The sequence below is a fragment of the Streptomyces lavendofoliae genome (assembly GCF_014649735.1).
Classification (GTDB): domain Bacteria; phylum Actinomycetota; class Actinomycetes; order Streptomycetales; family Streptomycetaceae; genus Streptomyces; species Streptomyces lavendofoliae.
The window spans coordinates 14,019-29,862 of the sequence record NZ_BMTP01000027.1 but is presented as its reverse complement, the minus strand read 5'-3'; the positions used below and the strand labels follow the sequence as shown (position 1 = coordinate 29,862).

General features: G+C 67.7%; 13 protein-coding genes and 2 pseudogenes. 4 read left to right on the top strand and 11 right to left on the bottom strand.

Annotation, left to right across the window (positions count from 1 at the left end; genetic code table 11):
• The first annotated feature begins 159 nt into the window (after positions 1-159).
• Positions 160-1,158, top strand: a complete 999-nt coding sequence (locus tag IE109_RS31200; protein WP_506417190.1) for a 3-methyl-L-tyrosine peroxygenase-related protein — start codon at positions 160-162, stop codon at positions 1,156-1,158.
• Between the two features lie 35 nt (positions 1,159-1,193).
• Entirely contained in the window at positions 1,194-2,195 is a 1,002-nt protein-coding gene (locus IE109_RS31195; protein ID WP_189554727.1) for a TauD/TfdA family dioxygenase, read from the top strand.
• A 189-nt stretch (positions 2,196-2,384) separates the two neighbouring features.
• On the opposite strand, the gene IE109_RS31190 is transcribed toward IE109_RS31195, so the two are convergent.
• Positions 2,385-2,975, bottom strand: coding sequence for an isochorismatase family protein (locus IE109_RS31190; protein ID WP_189554726.1), 591 nt, complete (start codon positions 2,973-2,975; stop codon positions 2,385-2,387).
• Positions 2,976-3,264: 289 nt separating this feature from the next.
• Here IE109_RS31190 and IE109_RS31185 point away from each other — a divergent pair, with 289 nt between their 5' ends.
• Positions 3,265-4,023 (top strand): HNH endonuclease family protein, encoded by a 759-nt coding sequence (locus tag IE109_RS31185; protein ID WP_373297808.1) that lies wholly within the window; start codon positions 3,265-3,267, stop codon positions 4,021-4,023.
• A gap of 538 nt (positions 4,024-4,561) precedes the next feature.
• On the opposite strand, the gene IE109_RS31175 is transcribed toward IE109_RS31185, so the two are convergent.
• Positions 4,562-5,551 carry an ATP-dependent DNA ligase gene (locus tag IE109_RS31175; RefSeq protein WP_229891807.1) on the bottom strand — a complete coding sequence of 330 codons (990 nt, stop codon included), beginning with the start codon at positions 5,549-5,551 and terminating at the stop codon, positions 4,562-4,564.
• A gap of 402 nt (positions 5,552-5,953) precedes the next feature.
• Here IE109_RS31175 and IE109_RS33525 point away from each other — a divergent pair, with 402 nt between their 5' ends.
• Positions 5,954-6,238: a DUF6207 family protein gene (locus IE109_RS33525; RefSeq protein ID WP_229891799.1), complete on the top strand. Its 285-nt coding sequence runs from the start codon at positions 5,954-5,956 to the stop codon at positions 6,236-6,238.
• A 116-nt stretch (positions 6,239-6,354) separates the two neighbouring features.
• Here the strand turns inward: IE109_RS33525 and IE109_RS31170 are convergent, their stop codons facing one another.
• The 9 genes and pseudogenes from IE109_RS31170 to IE109_RS31135 all read right to left on the bottom strand — a co-directional run.
• Complete coding sequence (locus IE109_RS31170; RefSeq protein ID WP_229891797.1) at positions 6,355-7,185, bottom strand: hypothetical protein; 831 nt, start codon at positions 7,183-7,185, stop codon at positions 6,355-6,357.
• Positions 7,182-7,949: a sigma factor-like helix-turn-helix DNA-binding protein gene (locus IE109_RS31165; RefSeq protein ID WP_229891795.1), complete on the bottom strand. Its 768-nt coding sequence runs from the start codon at positions 7,947-7,949 to the stop codon at positions 7,182-7,184. The genes IE109_RS31170 and IE109_RS31165 overlap by 4 nt, the downstream gene beginning before the upstream one ends.
• Positions 7,950-8,083: 134 nt before the next feature.
• Positions 8,084-8,308 (bottom strand): hypothetical protein, encoded by a 225-nt coding sequence (locus IE109_RS31160; RefSeq protein WP_189554722.1) that lies wholly within the window; start codon positions 8,306-8,308, stop codon positions 8,084-8,086.
• Between the two features lie 1,451 nt (positions 8,309-9,759).
• Positions 9,760-10,335 (bottom strand): SMI1/KNR4 family protein, encoded by a 576-nt coding sequence (locus tag IE109_RS31155; RefSeq protein ID WP_189554721.1) that lies wholly within the window; start codon positions 10,333-10,335, stop codon positions 9,760-9,762.
• A complete protein-coding gene (locus tag IE109_RS33520) occupies positions 10,332-11,030 on the bottom strand; it encodes a DNA/RNA non-specific endonuclease (protein ID WP_229891793.1) in 699 nt (232 codons plus the stop codon). Before IE109_RS33520 ends, IE109_RS31155 begins: the two co-directional genes overlap by 4 nt.
• Positions 11,031-11,145: 115 nt before the next feature.
• Positions 11,146-11,679, bottom strand: a pseudogene (locus tag IE109_RS33515) (RHS repeat-associated core domain-containing protein); the annotation flags it as partial.
• A gap of 1,452 nt (positions 11,680-13,131) precedes the next feature.
• Complete coding sequence (locus IE109_RS31145; protein WP_064068246.1) at positions 13,132-13,440, bottom strand: cyclic nucleotide-binding domain-containing protein; 309 nt, start codon at positions 13,438-13,440, stop codon at positions 13,132-13,134.
• Positions 13,437-13,889 carry a MarR family transcriptional regulator gene (locus IE109_RS31140; RefSeq protein ID WP_064068261.1) on the bottom strand — a complete coding sequence of 151 codons (453 nt, stop codon included), beginning with the start codon at positions 13,887-13,889 and terminating at the stop codon, positions 13,437-13,439. Before IE109_RS31140 ends, IE109_RS31145 begins: the two co-directional genes overlap by 4 nt.
• A 1,459-nt stretch (positions 13,890-15,348) precedes the next feature.
• Positions 15,349-15,573 (bottom strand): annotated as a pseudogene (locus IE109_RS31135) (IS630 family transposase); the annotation flags it as partial.
• Positions 15,574-15,844: the final 271 nt, after the last annotated feature.

Genomic DNA, 15,844 nt, shown 5'->3' with positions numbered 1-15,844 from the left:
GGGTTTCGGGGGAAAGGCTCATGGCGAATTACTGTGACTATGGGCTTATCACCGGTTGCCGGGCATCCTGCTGTCGCTGTCTTTCGCGAGCCCCGAGGCGGGCGGCCCGCCCCTGCGTTGGGCCTGCGGGTCGAGGTCGAGGCAAGGCGGACCGTACGGGTGCTGGCCGGGGTGTCGACCCATGCCAGACCCCGCGAGCGGGCCCTTGCGCTGCGACAGGCCACCGCAGCTGCCGGGAGGTTGGCGGCTGCCCTGTCGGATCAGGCTCCGGCCGTGGCCGGCGAGGGACTACCCGCCCAGTCGGTCAGCCAGTCGTTCTTCCGGGTCCGTGAGGAAGAGCTGTCCGATCAGCAGGCCGCCCTGCACGGCGTCCTGGTCATCCACCGCGCTCTGGAGGACCTGTGTGATGCTCCGCTGTCGGGCGGCGACCTGGCACTGGAGATGGCCGGGATGCGTCAGGCGGTCCTCGACCTCACCGGCGCGACAGCGGGCACCGACCGTGACCTCGACCCGCCGGTCGCCGGTCCCGAGCCCGGTGCGGGGGCGTCGTTGGAGGAGGTGTGGAGCGCTCGGTGGCTCATCGGTCACCAGGTCCATGTCCTGTTCAACGTCTGCGCCGCGGTCGCCGTGGCCGACGCCGCCGGCCATCTGCGTAACGGCGACAGCGACGCCGCGCTGCTGAAGCTGGCAGACGCCACGGTGTACGTGCGGGGTTTCCCGGCGGCCATGACCCACGCCAGCACGATCCCGGCCGACTACTACATGGCGGCGATACGCCACACCATGGCGCCCCCCTCGGTGGACATCCCCTTGAGCGGCCGCCAGCACCGCGGATACAAACTGTTCCGGGCGGCGATGAGGGACCTGCTGTCCGTCGTTCCCGACACCTACGAGCGCCTGGCGGCCCGCGCCCCGGAACTGGCCGAGGCGCGGGGCGACCTCCTGGAAGCCGACATCGTCGACGGTGAACGGCACGTCACCCTCGCGTACTCGTTGGTGCACCTGGACCGTTCCATCGCCCAGAGACCCGAAGGCCCCGACAACGCCGTCGCCGAACTGCGGCTCATGCGGCACCGCCGCGCCGCCCAGTACGCCCCCCTGATCCGATTCGGGGACCACTACGTCGCCGACGCCGTAGCCGGCCTGCGCCACGCGTGAGCCCTCGTGTTAGCCCACCCCGGCAGGAGACTTCGATGGCCGAGACAACACCTGACAACACCCCCAGCAGCGGCGTCGCCCGCCGGGAACTCGACCCGGCCGACACCGACGCGTGTGAGCGACTGGCCCGCACCCTGTGCACCGGTGAGGACGACCAGGTCGACAGCCCCGAGTGGGTGGAGCGCGCCCGCGACGCCTGGGAGGACCTTCCCCTACAACTGCGTCGCCAGGTGCGCCGGTTTCGAAGGCATTCCGGCCCGACGGGCACCCTGGTCATCACCGGACTGCCCACCGGGCAGGAGGCCCTGCCCCCCACACCAGACAAACCGGGCTCGGTCCAGCGCCAGGCCACCATTGCTTCCGCGGTGCTCACCATGGTGGCCTGCGGACTCGGAGAGCCCATCGCCTACCTCGCGGAGAAATCCGGCGCCCTCGTACAGGACGTCGTACCCGTGCCCGGCCAGGAGACCTTCCACGGCAACGCCGGATCGGTTCCGCTGTCCTTCCACACCGAGAACGGCTTCCACCCCCACCCGCCCGACTACGTGATCTTCCTGTGCCTGCGCGCCGACCACGACCGACGTGCCGGCATGCGCATCGCCGGCATCCGCCAGGCACTGCCACACCTCACCCCTGCCAGCCGCCAGGCCCTGTTCACACCGGAATTCCGCACCGCCCCACCCCCCTCCTTCGGCCCCGCCGCCAGTGAGCCGGACGCCAAGCCCCGAGCGGTGCTCTCCGGAGCCGTCGAGGACCCCGACATACGCATGGCCCAACTCGTCACCACCCCGCTCACCCCCCGGGCCGCCACAGCCCTGACCGAATTCGGCCACGCCTGCGAGGCGACCGCCCACACCCTGCACCTGACCCCCGGCGACCTGGTCATCCTCGACAACCGCGTCACCGTCCACGGACGCACCGCCTTCCACCCCCGCTACGACGGCGCAGACCGCTGGCTGCAACGCACCTACGTCACCACCGACCTACGCCGCTCCCGCGACCACCGCCCCCACGACGGCCACATACTCGCCCAGTAACCGCCCGCCAATAACGAGCAACGACGATGCGCCGGCAGCTCACCGTGGACAACGGCTAGCGCGAGATCCCGGCGCAGGGCACCGCAGACTGCCCTACCAACCCGGCGAGAGTGACGTTCGCCCGCGAACGCCGACCGCGCGGACATGGCAGCACCGACCTTGACCTGGCTTCCCCAGGGCCTGCCGGGACTACTGCGCGGTGACGGCACCGGATACAGCGACGCCGGCCTGCTGGAAGTCCTTCAGGGTGGTGGCTGTGGTGTCAGGGGCGACGCCGACGCAGTAGTCCAGGAGCACGCGAGCGCGGAAGCCAGCCTTCACGGCATCCAGCGCGGTCGCCCGGACGCAGTGGTCGGTGGCGATGCCCACCACGTCGACGTCCTCCACTGCGCGTTCACGCAGCCAGTCCGCCAGGGAAGTGCCCTGCTCGTCGGCCCCTTCGAAGCCGCTCTTGGAGGCGCTGTGGGCGCCCTTGTAGAAGACCGCGTCGATCTTGCCTGCGCCGACGGCGGGGGCGAAGTTGGGGTGGAACTCGCCGCCCTCGCCGCCCACCACGCAGTGAACGGGGAAGCTGTCCTTGAAGTCGGGAGTCTGGGAGAAGTGGCCCCCGGGGTCGATGTGGTGGTCCCGGGTGGCCACGACGTACTGGTAGTCGCCACCCGCGCTCCGCTCGACGAGGTCGGCGACCGCCGCCGCGATCCGCGCACCGCCCGCGACAGGCACACTGCCTCCCTCGCAGAAGTCGTTCTGCACATCCACCACGATCAGGCCTCGACTCATCACACACGTCCTTCGACACAGGGCTACACGACCCCCGCGTTCTACGGGCATCTCACCTCCGGCGGAAGCAACGACGGGCCATCCTCACCCGCACGGCGCACGGACACTCACCAACGGAAGCAACTCACGCCCACCACAGTGACCAGCACCAAGGCTGCAAGCCCTCGCCTGGCGACTCCCACCGGCCGCCGTGGGCAGGAGCGTTTCTCCGGTGAAACCGATCGCCCGGACAGCCGACCCGCAGCCGATTCCCCCACGTCACCACCGCCCGGGCCGCTATGCCTGACCCGTGATCACCAACATGGTGCGCGGTCTGGCCGCGCTCTCCCTCGCCCTGACCCCGCTCGCCCTCCCGATCTCCGCCCACGCCACCCCCGCGGGCACCCCCACCGCCGCCGCGGCCCTGAGCGCCCACGCAGCTCTGCGCGCCCCTGCCACACCCACCGCCTCCGCAGCTCCGGGTGCCGCACAGGCGTTCCCGCTCAGCTACGCCATCGGCCAGATCCCCGTGGCCGACGAGTCCCGGGCCGGGTACACCCGCGACAAGTTCCGGCACTGGAACGCCGGCCTGGACCCGGCCGACGGCTGCAACACGAGGGCGGAGGTGCTCCTGGCCGAGGCGGCCGAGGCACCGGCCGTCGCCACGGGCTGCAAACTCTCCGGCGGTGAGTGGCTCTCCTACTACGACGAGCAGGAGGTCACCGACCCGGCGAAGTTGGACATCGACCACATGGTCCCCCTCGCGGAAGCGTGGGACTCCGGCGCGAGCGCCTGGACGCCGGCGCGGCGGGAGGCGTACGCGAACGACCAGGACGCCGCCGCCTCCCTCGTCGCGGTCACCGCGCGGACGAACCGTCAGAAGGCCGACCAGGACCCGGCCACCTGGATGCCGCCCGCCCAGAGCGCGACCTGTCGCTACCTGGCCGAGTGGACCGCGACCAAGCTCCGCTGGGGCCTTACCGCCGACCAGGCCGAGATCGACGCGATCAACGTCTACGCCGGCGGCCCCTGCCAGATGACCGTCGTCCACTACACCACCGTCCCGTAGAAATCAGACCCGCAGGCGCCCCCACTCCCCCATGGCCATCCACCGGTTCAAGGGGGCGCGGCCGCGGCGGCCACAGGACGGGCGGGCTACTGCTCGCCCCGGCCGCCGCTCCCGAGCGCCCACCCGGCGCCCACCCGGCGCCGGGTGGGCGCCCAGGACTCCGTGGGCGCGCAGCGGGAAGACGTGCCGGTGAGCGGCCCGATGAGCAACCTCGCCGACAGCGTCAGGGGGCCGCCACGCCTGGACGTGAGGATAGAAAAGGCTCCATGAGTTTCGACATCCTCGTGTGCCCCCGGATGAGGCGCACCTCGAGCACCTGAACCCGCTTTTCAGACCGGCCGCTGAACAACGCCGAACGATTCAGCCCGCACCCGACTCCGCCACCATGTACAACGGCAACGGACGGGCGACCTGGCACTACGGGCCGGCGATACGCCCCGGCGTGCAGCACGTCATCTGGCGTCGCATCGGCACGCACGACATCCTCACCGGCCCGTGAGGCTGCCCGGACCGCGTCGAAAGCGGAGGGCAGGGGCGGTCAGCCGCTGGCGGGCTCGGCGCCTGCGCCGAAGGGCTGGACGTCCGTGACCGCGACGTCCAGCCGAACCCGCGCGAAGCGCACCGGATGCCGCCACCAGCCGCGCTCCTGCGCCGTGTCCACCATGATCTCGGCGACCAGCTCCGGTTCGACCAGCACGACGTCAAGCGGCGTCCGCGACCCCCAGGAGGTCGTGAAACGCACGCCCTCCCACGGGTGACCAGGCCCTGCCGGTGTCAGCCGCTCGGCCAGGTCCCGCGCCGCGTCCGGCCGCAGCGGCGTACTGCGCCCGACCGGCCGGAGCACCCCGGCCTCGTCGAGGCGGCCCAGCACGAGCGTCTGCGGCCGCCGCACGGTGCCGGTGATCGCGCCCACCACGGCTTCGGTGCTGTCCCGTCGGCGCACCTTGTACAGCGCGCGGACCCCCGGCAGATACCGCTGGCCACTCCCCCGGATCACCAGACCTTCGACGCCCGGCACCTGCGTCCAGGACGTCAGCCACTCCCCCGCCGTCGCCGGGTCGGACGTCTCCGGGCACAGAGTCCACGGAGCGCTCAGCCCGCGATCGGTGAACAGCTGCTCCAGCCGTGCGCGCCGCTCGCCGTACGGGACGTGCAGCAGCTCCTGACCGTCGAGCTGGAGGAGGTCGAAGGCGATGAAGTGCGCCGGCATTTCCTGGGCGAGCCGGGTGGCGGTCCGGCCGCCGGACACGGCTCGCCGCTGAAGCGCCTCGAACGACATCTGCCCCTCCACCCACACGACCAGCTCGCCATCAAGAACGAGGCCGTCGGGCAGATGGTCGTCCGCGTCCACAAGATCAGGGAAGCGGCTCTGCAGGAGGCTGCCGCGGCGGGACTGCAGCAGCAGCGGGCCGGGCGCCGGCCACGGGGTGAAGACGATCGCCCGGTAGCCGTCGAACTTCGGCTGGAACCGCAGCTCACCAGGCAGCGCGCCCGGCGCGGGCACTGTGTCGCGGGCCTGCGCCAGCATCGGTTCCACCGGCGGCCGAAGGACCATACATCCGGTCTACGGCCTGGCCGGCGTCTCCGCGACCTGGCACGGCCACCGGTGTCGGGAGCGCTGCTTGCCGAGTGGGACGCCACGGCCCCGGCGGGTCTCTCGGGCTGGGCAAACATCGGCTCGACGGCCGGGCGCCACACGCCAGGTCCTCCTGGTGGGGAGCCGTGCCGCTCGGGGTTGACACGGCTCCCTCACAGGGGGGCGCAGCCTGCCCGGTCCTGTCAGCGAAGCGCGGCCGCCCCCTCCCTGTCTACGGCCATGCCGCCCTCCGCGCGACCGGCGCCGAGCGAGTTGGGGGTTTGAGTTCTTCGTACGGGTTGTCTCCCCCATGATGGGCGAACCGGCCGGACGGACGTAACCGTCGGTCGAGGGATGGAAATCGATCAGCAGCACATCGCCGAGCCCGGGCTCGTGGTCCTGGATGAGGAGACCGCCCGCGCGGTGATGGGGGTCCTTCAGAAGCAGTGGGCAACCTCCGGCATCACGACTGAAACACGGCCGCCGACGGCACGACCTACAGCTGCTGACGTTGTCGCCGACGGGCCGCGGTCCGCCTGTGGGAGCCGACAACACCCGCACAGCGGCGGCGACCCCCAGCACAGTCGGAGACAAGGCCAAGGCCCCGGGGGCCGTGGCTCAGGGGCGGCCGCGGCCTGAGTCCGGAAGTGATTCCGGCGTGACGGGCAGCGCGGGCCAACCAGTCAACCGGCATTTACGGGTTTCAAGATCGAAGTTGCACAGCCTTTACATCTTCGATCTTGAAACTGCGGCGGTCAGAGGTTGGTCCGGGGGGCGGGGTGTAACTGGTCGGGGTGGCGCAATGTACGGCGTCTCGCCGCGGCGATCGCTGAGGTCTTACGTGGTGAGCGGGCTGGCAGGGGGGACGTCGTTCTGGAGCCGGGCGGACGCTGGGGTGTGTGGGTCAGGGCGCGGATGTGGTCGGTGAAGTCGGGGTCGGGCAGGGGCAGCTCGACGTCGTCGTCGACGTAGCTGACGGCTGCGGAGACGTAGTCGATGACGGCTTCTACGGCGTGCGTCTCGTTCTTCGCCTGGTCGGCGTGGATCTTGAGGGCTTTCAGCACGCGAAGGGTGGTGGGGAGGCTTGCGTCGGCGGCGATGTTGCGTGCTGGGTCGACGAACCGCGCTGGGGGATCTTCGTCAGGAGTCGGTGCCGGGGGTGCCGGGGTGGCTTGTTGCTGCCACCAGGTGGCTTGGTTCTGCTCGCCGAGGGCGAGGTGGTGCAGGTAGAGGCAGTAGGAGGCGGCGGTGTCCCCGGCTCCGGCTGCGTACTGCCACCAGAAGCGGGCGGAGTCCTCGGCGTCGGTGAGCTGGAGGATGCAGCCGAGGACGCGGGCGCCGAAGGGCTCGGTGAGGAAGTCGCCCAGGGCAGTGACGGCCGCGTCGTCGCTGACGACCGTCTGACATAGCGCGGTCAGGTCGTCGGCCGCCGCGCGACGGTCAGCCTCACCCTGCATCACGCCTGCAGCGGCGGCGGTCGCCTGCGGTGGGATGGAGGGCCTGCTGGTGCGGGTGATGTCCAGCGGCACGTAGGGCCGGTCGACAAGGCGGGCGCGTGCGAGGAGTTCGTCGATGGGCGAGGTCACCGGGGTGTCCCTCCTTGATGGTGCTGGGGATAGAGCAAGGCGTTGAGGCTGCGTCTGGCATGACGGGCTGTGGAGCGTACCGCCGCGAGGGAGATGCCCATTTCGTCGGCGATCTGTGTGTCGGTCAGGCCACGCAGGTGCTTGAGGACGGTGACGTCCAGCTGCCGGGGTGGCAGATGGCTGATGGCCCTGAAGAGGGTCATGGATTCGGTGATCTGATGCATCGGGTCGGGGCTGTTCTTCAGGGCGAGCGTGTCGAAGGCCGCCTCGATGAGGGTGGGCCGGCCATTGTCCTTGGGGGCCCGTTCCAGGACCGTCTCGCGCAGCAGCTGCCAGGCGTACCGCTCGAGCCGTTCGCTGCCCAGAGCATCGGGCCACAGCAGCAACAGCAGCGTGAAGACGTCCCTCACCGCCTTCTCCGCGGTGACAGGGCTGCGCAGGAAGGCCAGTGCGTAGGCGGTGTAGTGGTCCTGGTGCATCTCGCGGAAGGCGTAGTAGTCCAGGGGTACGGCGTCGGAATCGGCCAGGGTGGAATCTCCGCTCTGGGCGAGGCATGCGGTGATCCAGGCGGTGCGCTTGTTTGCCTCGCGGGCCGCCTGGACCCATTGCAGGCGCACGACCTCGTAACTCATACCGGACCAGTGAAGGCCCGTCATCACGTCACGTGTGAAGGACCAACGCGGGTAGCGGCCAGCGGCCCGCAGGAGTTCGGAAAGCTTCGACTTGGGCCAGCCGGTGCGCTGGTGCAGCTCCCCTAGGGTCATGCCACTGGCGTAGAAGGCTTCACGCAGCGGCTGGAGCCAGGCCCGGTGCGCGGGCCCAGTGCCGGACAGGATCGGGCCGAGCCGGCGGCCTGGCTTGCCGCGCGGGGGAACGCCCTGGGGTGCGGGAGGAGTCGTCATCCGGGCCACTCCCGCTCTCGCTCCTCGCCGGGAAGCTGCGCCGGAGGAGGTGGTGGGGCGGATGTGGCGGTGGCGTGCACGATGTGCTGCACGCCGAGGGCCACCGAGGGGATGAGCGCGGTGATCGCTGCGACGGGCTGCTCCGCCGCGATCATCACCACGCTTAACGCGAAGATCACCACGAGTGCCACCACCGTGATGATCACTTTGCCGTGCTTCATACGTGTCCTCAGCCTTATGCCTGCTGTCTGTCCGGAAGGCCCGCAGCGTTTGCTGACGCCATGTGAGCGAGCCGGGACAAGCATGGAGTCAGCAGCCCGAGACAGGCGCATGAAATTGAGAACCGGGAACATTCCGCTCCGCCGGTGCACACCGAACCGCAGCAGGGAGCGCGCGCGGTGCCTCGTGCGCCGTGGCGCACAACCCCTGGCGGAAGGCCCCAGTCAGCGGAATGTTCCCCGTTTTGCTTGCGCCGTCGGGCGCCACCCCCTTCCATTGGAAGGCAGTAGGTGCCTCGGCGCCGATACGCCTTTCTGTCCGGAAGGCCCCACCGCCCCCCTTGTTGCTGCGAGGGGGGCGCTTCCGTCATAGCGGGGCCCGCGCCCAGGTCATCCGCACGCCAGTAAGGCTCGGCGGCATCTCGTCACGCGGCGGCAGCGGTCGACTCAGCCTGGACGAGAGATATCTACACGTTCGAGTTCACCACTGCAGCCCTCCCTTGACGACCTTCGGTCGGTCTATGAGCGGATCCGAAACGGACCGGGAGGCGGTGAGCCGGGGGTGCACCGTCGGCAGGGATGATGCCGTTCGCCACCAGAGCCTCGCCCATGTCGGCGACCCCAGCAGGTCACGGACGTCTCACCCTCGGACGCTCTCGGAAGAGAGCGAGCCGCGGCCGCGTGGACGAGCACCGCCGCTCTGCACTGGGCAGGCCGCACTCACCTGCGGCGCCGCCGCAGTCCGGCCTCTGGCTGCACCAGCGTGGTCGCCATGTGAACCGCCGACATCGCCGACGAGCGCACCACATCCACGCCTTACCCAGACAGAGACCCCCGGCCACCGGCCGGGGGCTTTGTGCTTTCTGAAGAACCGACGTGCCGACTAGGAGGCTACGCCCTGCTTCTCCACCGACCATCGTCGCCTCACCCCGAAAAGGGCCGCCGCTTCCGTTAGGCCGTCACCGCCTTTGTCGACGACCTGGGCACTGACCGCTTCCGCCCGGGATTACGGATCAAGGGCGTGCGCCGTACGGCCGGAGTCCACGAGCTCACGTGGTAGGGAACGGGCGGGCGGCCACCTGGCCGTGCCGGCCGGAGAAGGTGCGCGGCACGCAGCACTCGTCTGGTCGGCGGATCGGCGGCCACGAAATCCTCAACCGTGCCGTGACCGGGTGCTGTGCTGGGCGGCGGCTCAGGAGGCCCTTGCCAGGCCAGCTGCGTAAGGCGGCCGAGCCGTTGCACATGGGTGCGAACGATCCGAACACGCTCCTGTCCGCAACACGCGATGGAAACGCATGATGCGACCGTCCAAGAGCCACAAGTTTGCCCGGCAATGGCCCTGGTTTTCCCAGTAGCGATACTGGGAAAACCAGGGCCCGATAGACTTGCAGGACTAAGTGGTGGCTGGCTGCGGAACGCCCAAGCCCCCTTCACCTAACCCTCAGTTGCCCATCCTAGTCCCACGGATAAACGCCTTGCTCCGCAAGACGCTCTTCCTCCCTGTCGTGCAGGAAACGAGGATTCTGAAGCCCCATGAGAGATGCGTCGGTGATGGGACATTCAGAGAATTCGCCTCGCAGTAGCTTCACGAGAAATTCGGCCATTCCGCAGCGATAGACCGTCCATGCTGCATCGCCCCTGACATACACAGCCACTGGCCAGCCATCAGGGTTCGATCCCACAGCGATCCAGCACAGCACGTCGGCGCTGTCGGTTTCCCCCCACACGAGGAGCTGATCAAGCGTGTAGTCCATATTTGGGTCAGCCCACCTGTTGAAAGCTGGATCCGTGCGGATCGAACTGGACAGTGGAGCTACCCGTCTAACCATTGGATCAACGGTGACAATCGGAATTCTCACTCCGATCATACCTTCAACGGTTCCATTTCCGAACAGCCGCACAAACGCTTTATAGTCCTCCGGGAAGTCGGTTCCGTAGGCAGATTTTACCGCCTCCCAGTCCACTACATCCCCGATGTCATCACCGAATGGCGTCAACATCTCGGACAGTGCTTCAACTTGGTCGCTCACTTGTGGTAGCCCTCCGGAACCTCGGTACCCAAATTATGGAACCGCCGATCATTCAAGCCATACATGATGTTTGGCACTTCGTCGTCGAACTCGATTCCCTTCCCTCCGCCTGCGGTCACCCCACGGGCTTGCATCCGGAAGCTGACCGGAACGACGCGATTCCCTTCGTATTTTGGGGTCACCTTGTAGTGAACCACCTGGTTGGCGTCGATCGCCTTCTTCACCTTGTCCTCATAGAAGTACATGTTGGGGTGCTGTCCGGGATCTCGTCCCGCCATGGGCGCCGCGTTGGCCGACCGGGAGCAGGTGGCCAGGTTGTCGTAACGGAGTCCGTCGCCGCTCAGCTGCTTAGCCAGCAGGTGACAGGCATTGCGCCAGAACTTGGCAGGCCGATTGCCCTTGTTCGAAGCGTGAATGGCCGCCCAGGTGTAGGCAGGAGGTGCAACTCGGGCCGTCTCGGTACCGGTGCCTGGGTTAGCCGCGAGAAACGCCTTGTCCAGACATGCCTCAACCCCCGTGGCGCGATTCCCATGCAGCGGATCAACAGGCCCGTACTTCCGCCAACCGCCAAAGGCACCCCGGCAGTCTTCGGAGCTGTCTCGATCGTTGCCTCCATCAGGGTTGGCGCCGGGCGCCGCATGGGTGCTTGGGTCCTGGGAGGGGTCGAACTGACCGCCATCAATCAGATCCAGCATTTCCAGGGCGCCGGCGATGATGTTCCAGCCGTCGCCGGGCTTCCACCCTCCGCCCTTCGGGTCCCAGTCGGGCCTGGGGGTCGGGCGCTCAGGTGCCGGCCTGGGGTTCTTCCCATTATTGGGGTTCTGGTCTATCGGGGGGCGTGGCGGACGAACAGGCGCGTAACGGATGGCTTGGTGGATGATCTGGCTGACGCCATTGCCGCCGCCGCCCCATGGGCGAACGCCGCCGCCACCGCCACCACCGCCACCACCACCGCCACCCCGGGCGGCGGAAGCGGCTGGCTTGGGCCTCCAAGGCGCTGGCCATTGAACCGGCGTAGCTGTCGGTGAAGACGTTGGTGTTCGCCCAGTTGGAGGAGCTTCCGTAGTCGGAGCTCTGGTACTTGTCGTAGACAAGGGCGCCGCCGCCGACTATGACCGTGCCGAAGACGCCCCAGCCAAGGCCGGTCCAACCTGCTGACGCGATAACAGGAATCGCCGGGATGAAGAAGAAGTGTCCCGTCGGGTCGGTTCCGTTAAGCGGGGATCCGAACCCGTACGAGTACCGGTTGGCCCGCTGTGCCGACTGAGTCGGGTCAAGCAGCCATGTATCGCGCGAGGTGAATGCGCCCGTACCCGGCTGGTACCAGCGGGCTGCCATGTTGACCTCGCCGGACGACGGGTCGGTCCACCCGGACTGGTAGCCGAGGGAGGCGCTGGCACCTGTCGAGGCGACAGCCTCGTCCGTGGTCCTGCCTCTCTCGCGGCCCGCTACGCCCCCGGGAGTTTCAGGTGGTCCTGGGGTCTCGGCGGACCAAGCGGTGCTCCCCTCGCGAGGCGGGAACGACGATCACACCTCACCATCGAAACTCACCTTCGAGGCCTCACCCCTTCGGGGTGCACGTTGAGCTATCGAAGCCCTCCAGCACTCCCCCGGAGCCCGGACATGAAGGTAGGCCCGTCAAAATCTGTCGGGGTGCAACGGTCCTATCTTCCGTGCGGGCGGGCCCACCCTGTTCGCTCTTGGGCTCGGTCCGTCGACATGCCACACCGCCGACATCAACGCCCACGCCGCCGCTTTCGAAGTCCGCTGCTGGCTAGATCAAAGGTCAACACTCACCGTTCGCCGCCCTAGCATGAGCCGACTCAGCGCTGGTCGCCATACAGGGCGGAAGCGGTGAAACCGAGCAAACCACCCAAAAAGCGACTCCCAGAAAGGGTATGTGGACGGCCGATCTCCAAGCCGCTGGTATGACGCGTCCTGGCGCCGCCGGTAAGCCGTCAGATGGCCACACAGGCCATCTCGTCTGCCGAAGGCCGGTGTTGTGTGCTCCGAAAGCCTGGCAGTGTGGCTGGCGAAGCGGCCGGGAGCCGGTGGTCTTCCAGACCGGGCGCCATTCTTCGGCGAGGGTGCCCATCCCCACCCCTCCCCGAGGCACCCGGGCAGCCGCCCGCCTGCAGGCCGCCATCGGCCGCACCGACAGTGTGTTGAACGCCGTCAAATCCAGTAGCTGCGGCCCCCGACCCAAGTCCGCGATTCCGTGCGGTAGCAGCGCCAGCCAGCCGGACGGCATCCTCATCCCGATACTCAGCATGGCTGCACCACCGATCCTGAGCCGGAACCCGAACTGGCTCGACGCCGTCCGGAAACGACCTGCTCAGCCTCTACACTCTCGCCGCCGGCATCGACCGCGGCCTCGACGCCGTCATCGCCGGACTCACTCTGCCCTGGAACTCAGGCCCTCCGAGATCGATCTGTATGCAAGGCCGGTATAGCTGTCTCTGCGGTACGACGCTGCAGGCTTTGCCATGCGAGCAGGACGCGCTTGCGCGGGTCGATTCGGCGCGGCCAAGCATGTGGCGCTTGATCTCTTGATCCGGTTGACGCGACCTTCGAGGACGTCTGAGCTCGGGGCAGTATCAGGCCGCGTGTGGCCCTCCTGTACCTGCAGCCCACTGGTGGATGGGCCCAGGAGGCACCCGTTGCTGAAGATCGGCGGGCACAGCCGCGTCCCGTACCCTTCCCGGGCCCCGCTCATGTACGTGAGGTCAATGAGTACCGATCCTTGGATCGGTACTCATTGACCTCACGTACATGAGTTCTGACTACCGAAGCGGTTCAGGCGCGCCGCAGGGGGACGACAACGTCCTCGCCGGTGCTTTTCGCGCTCAGCCGGTAGTAGCTGATATGGGCAAGCCGCTCGGACTCCTCCAACCATCCGGCTTCCACGACCTGGCGCCGTGTCCGGGAGAAGACGGTCGGGGACATGCCGACGAGCTGGGCCAGGTTGGCGCCCGTCTCGATGACGGCGCCGGCGCGGTCGGTGGGGTGCATCGCATAGAGCATGACGACCAGGCGCTGGTTGGCGGTCATGCCGGCGGTGCGGTGGAGGACGTCAAGGAGCTTCCGCTTGTCGTCGTTGTTCACTGGGCCTCCCACCGCGAAGGGATCGTGTTGTCGAAGCCGGGGATGTCCGGCGGGTTGCATGTCTTGATCGCTTCCCGTTGCTCGACCCCCGTCCCGTGAAAAGCAATGTACGGGCTGATCCGGTAGAGCCTGTAGTTGCCGATGCGTCCACGCTCGATCAGGATGCGCCGCTTGAGCAGTTTCCGATTGATCTTGCCTACGGCATCGGCGGTCATACCGACCTTCTTGGCGATGTCGGCGCCCGTCGCCCTCAGCGGTGCCATGCCCTGAGGGGAGACTCCGATCCACCACAGCACCAGGTACTTCTGACTTGGTGTGAATTCCTTGCTCTCAGTGATCGCTGCCACTCTGGCCTTGTCGACCTGGATGTGCTCCCCGGAGAAGGCATAGGGCGCATATGGGATGGCCTCGCCTGTGTCGGCATCAACCAGTCTGCGTACTGCTCCCAACAGGCCCTCCATTGCTGGCATTGCCTCAACGTTCATGAGCGGCGGCCCTCAGGCCGACTAGATGAACTTAACGTACATGAGCACAGGGTTCATGAACTCCGCCTCCAGGGCGTGTCGCTCAACCCGGCATCGATCCACCGCTCCGGTCACCCGCTCAGACGCAGCGCTAGCTCATGAACGTCAGGTCAATCTGATCAGTCCCTGCAGCCGTGGTCACAGTTCTCGAGACATCGGCACTCAGGCCCTAAGAACCGCCTGCCCCGCTCTCAGGAACGTGGTCCAGGATGCTGAGGACTGGGTGCCAGATCTCAGGAGCGTGGTGCAGCAAGGTGTTTTCGCAGGTCAGGGCGCTTTTGGCGCTGGCGCCCTCTTTAGCAGTAGGACAGGCTGTCACCTCCACGGCCCCACGCCCTCACCGTGCCCCCACAATGCGGTCGCGCGAGGCGGCGCTCAGGCCTTACTGCCGAGCGTTCGCGTCCGGGCCGCCCTCCCACAGGTCGACGAAAGGTCTCGGGCACTCTTCCTCACCTCAGCCGACGAAAGCACGCCACGACGCAACCGCAGCCGACGAAATACCCGCCACGTATGCCTCCGTCAGCCCATGTCCACCCCCGCCACGCTGATCCACAAGGCCTGCAACGAGCCGCAGTCGCCGGATCCCCGCAGGCCCCGTCGGTGCACCGGAGGCCCCTAGGGCCGAGGATGTACCGACCCGTAGGCGCGGAGAGCCGCACTTGCCACAAGGGTTCTGCTTACCTCGGCCCGCTGATGGCAGCGCCGACCGGACCATGCAAATGCTGCGCTGCAATCACGACATCCGCCACGAGCAGCACCAGCCAGCCTCCGTGCCTCGCGGATCACTCCGCCATAGCCGCGACACGGACGGAGAAGTGATCAAAGCCTGCTGGGACAGTCCCTGGTGCTGTGGCAGTGGCAGGGAAGACTTGCCGGGTTGCTCGTGGTGCCGGGCGGAACCTCACCAGTTCACCTTCACCTGCGACAGCACCAAGCGCTACGTTGCGGCGATGATCAATGACGCGGTTCCGCAGAAGGAAGCTTGATGGGTCGTCCTCGTAGAGGCCGAGACCTGCCCCGGTCACGAGGACCACCGCTGGCAGCTCGTCGCGACGCGTGCCGTCCCGGAAGGAGGCTATGCGGCGGCCGAGAAACTCGCGCGCAAGATCGCCATGGAGTACGTCCCCAGAGAGGTCAGCATGGACTCGGGAGACACACCTGCGCGCAAGGTGTTCCGAGTCGCCGACGGCTCGTGGCTCGTAGAGGTCCGAGGAAATGACCACAAAAGAATAGTGTGCCGGGTCAACACTGCCGAGTTGGTGCGTGAGCGGCCATATGTACCGGCCGGGGAGACCCTGGCTGAGCGCAGACGCCGGTTGACGGGCCAGATCTGACAGGCTGGTACACGGCCGGTCCGCCAGCGAACGTTGCAGTCTTGGTTGAGTCACGCAGCGAGAGCAGTTCGTCCGCCCCAGCGGGCTTCTTTCTCGCTGCGGATGCGGGCCCGTTCGCGGCGTTGGGAGGCCAGGACGTCGGGATGGCGGGTGTCGGCGTGGCGCCACCGCAGGTAGCGGTGCAGTACACGGGTCTTGACCGTGTAGTTGAGGTGGTTCGAGTTAGCGAGCATGAACTGCCGCAAGGGCCCGAAGTGCGCCTCGATCGGGTTTGACCGTCACGGGGCTGGCGGACGTTGATCGTCGCGGTGAGCGTCTCCACCACGGTGCGCTGGTCGTCCCTGCCGTGGTCAGGTGGTGCAACGGGGTGCCGAGCGAGATGAAACCGAGGGAGACGGACAGCCGCAGCATCACGGTCAGCTAGCAATTGAGTTGGCCGGCATCGTGGCGGTGGCGCCAATCTGGGTGCGCAGCACCCACTCCTCGATGAGGACGATGAAGGATGCCAGCCCCACTCGCCGAAGAGGTTGCGCAGCTGCTGCTCGG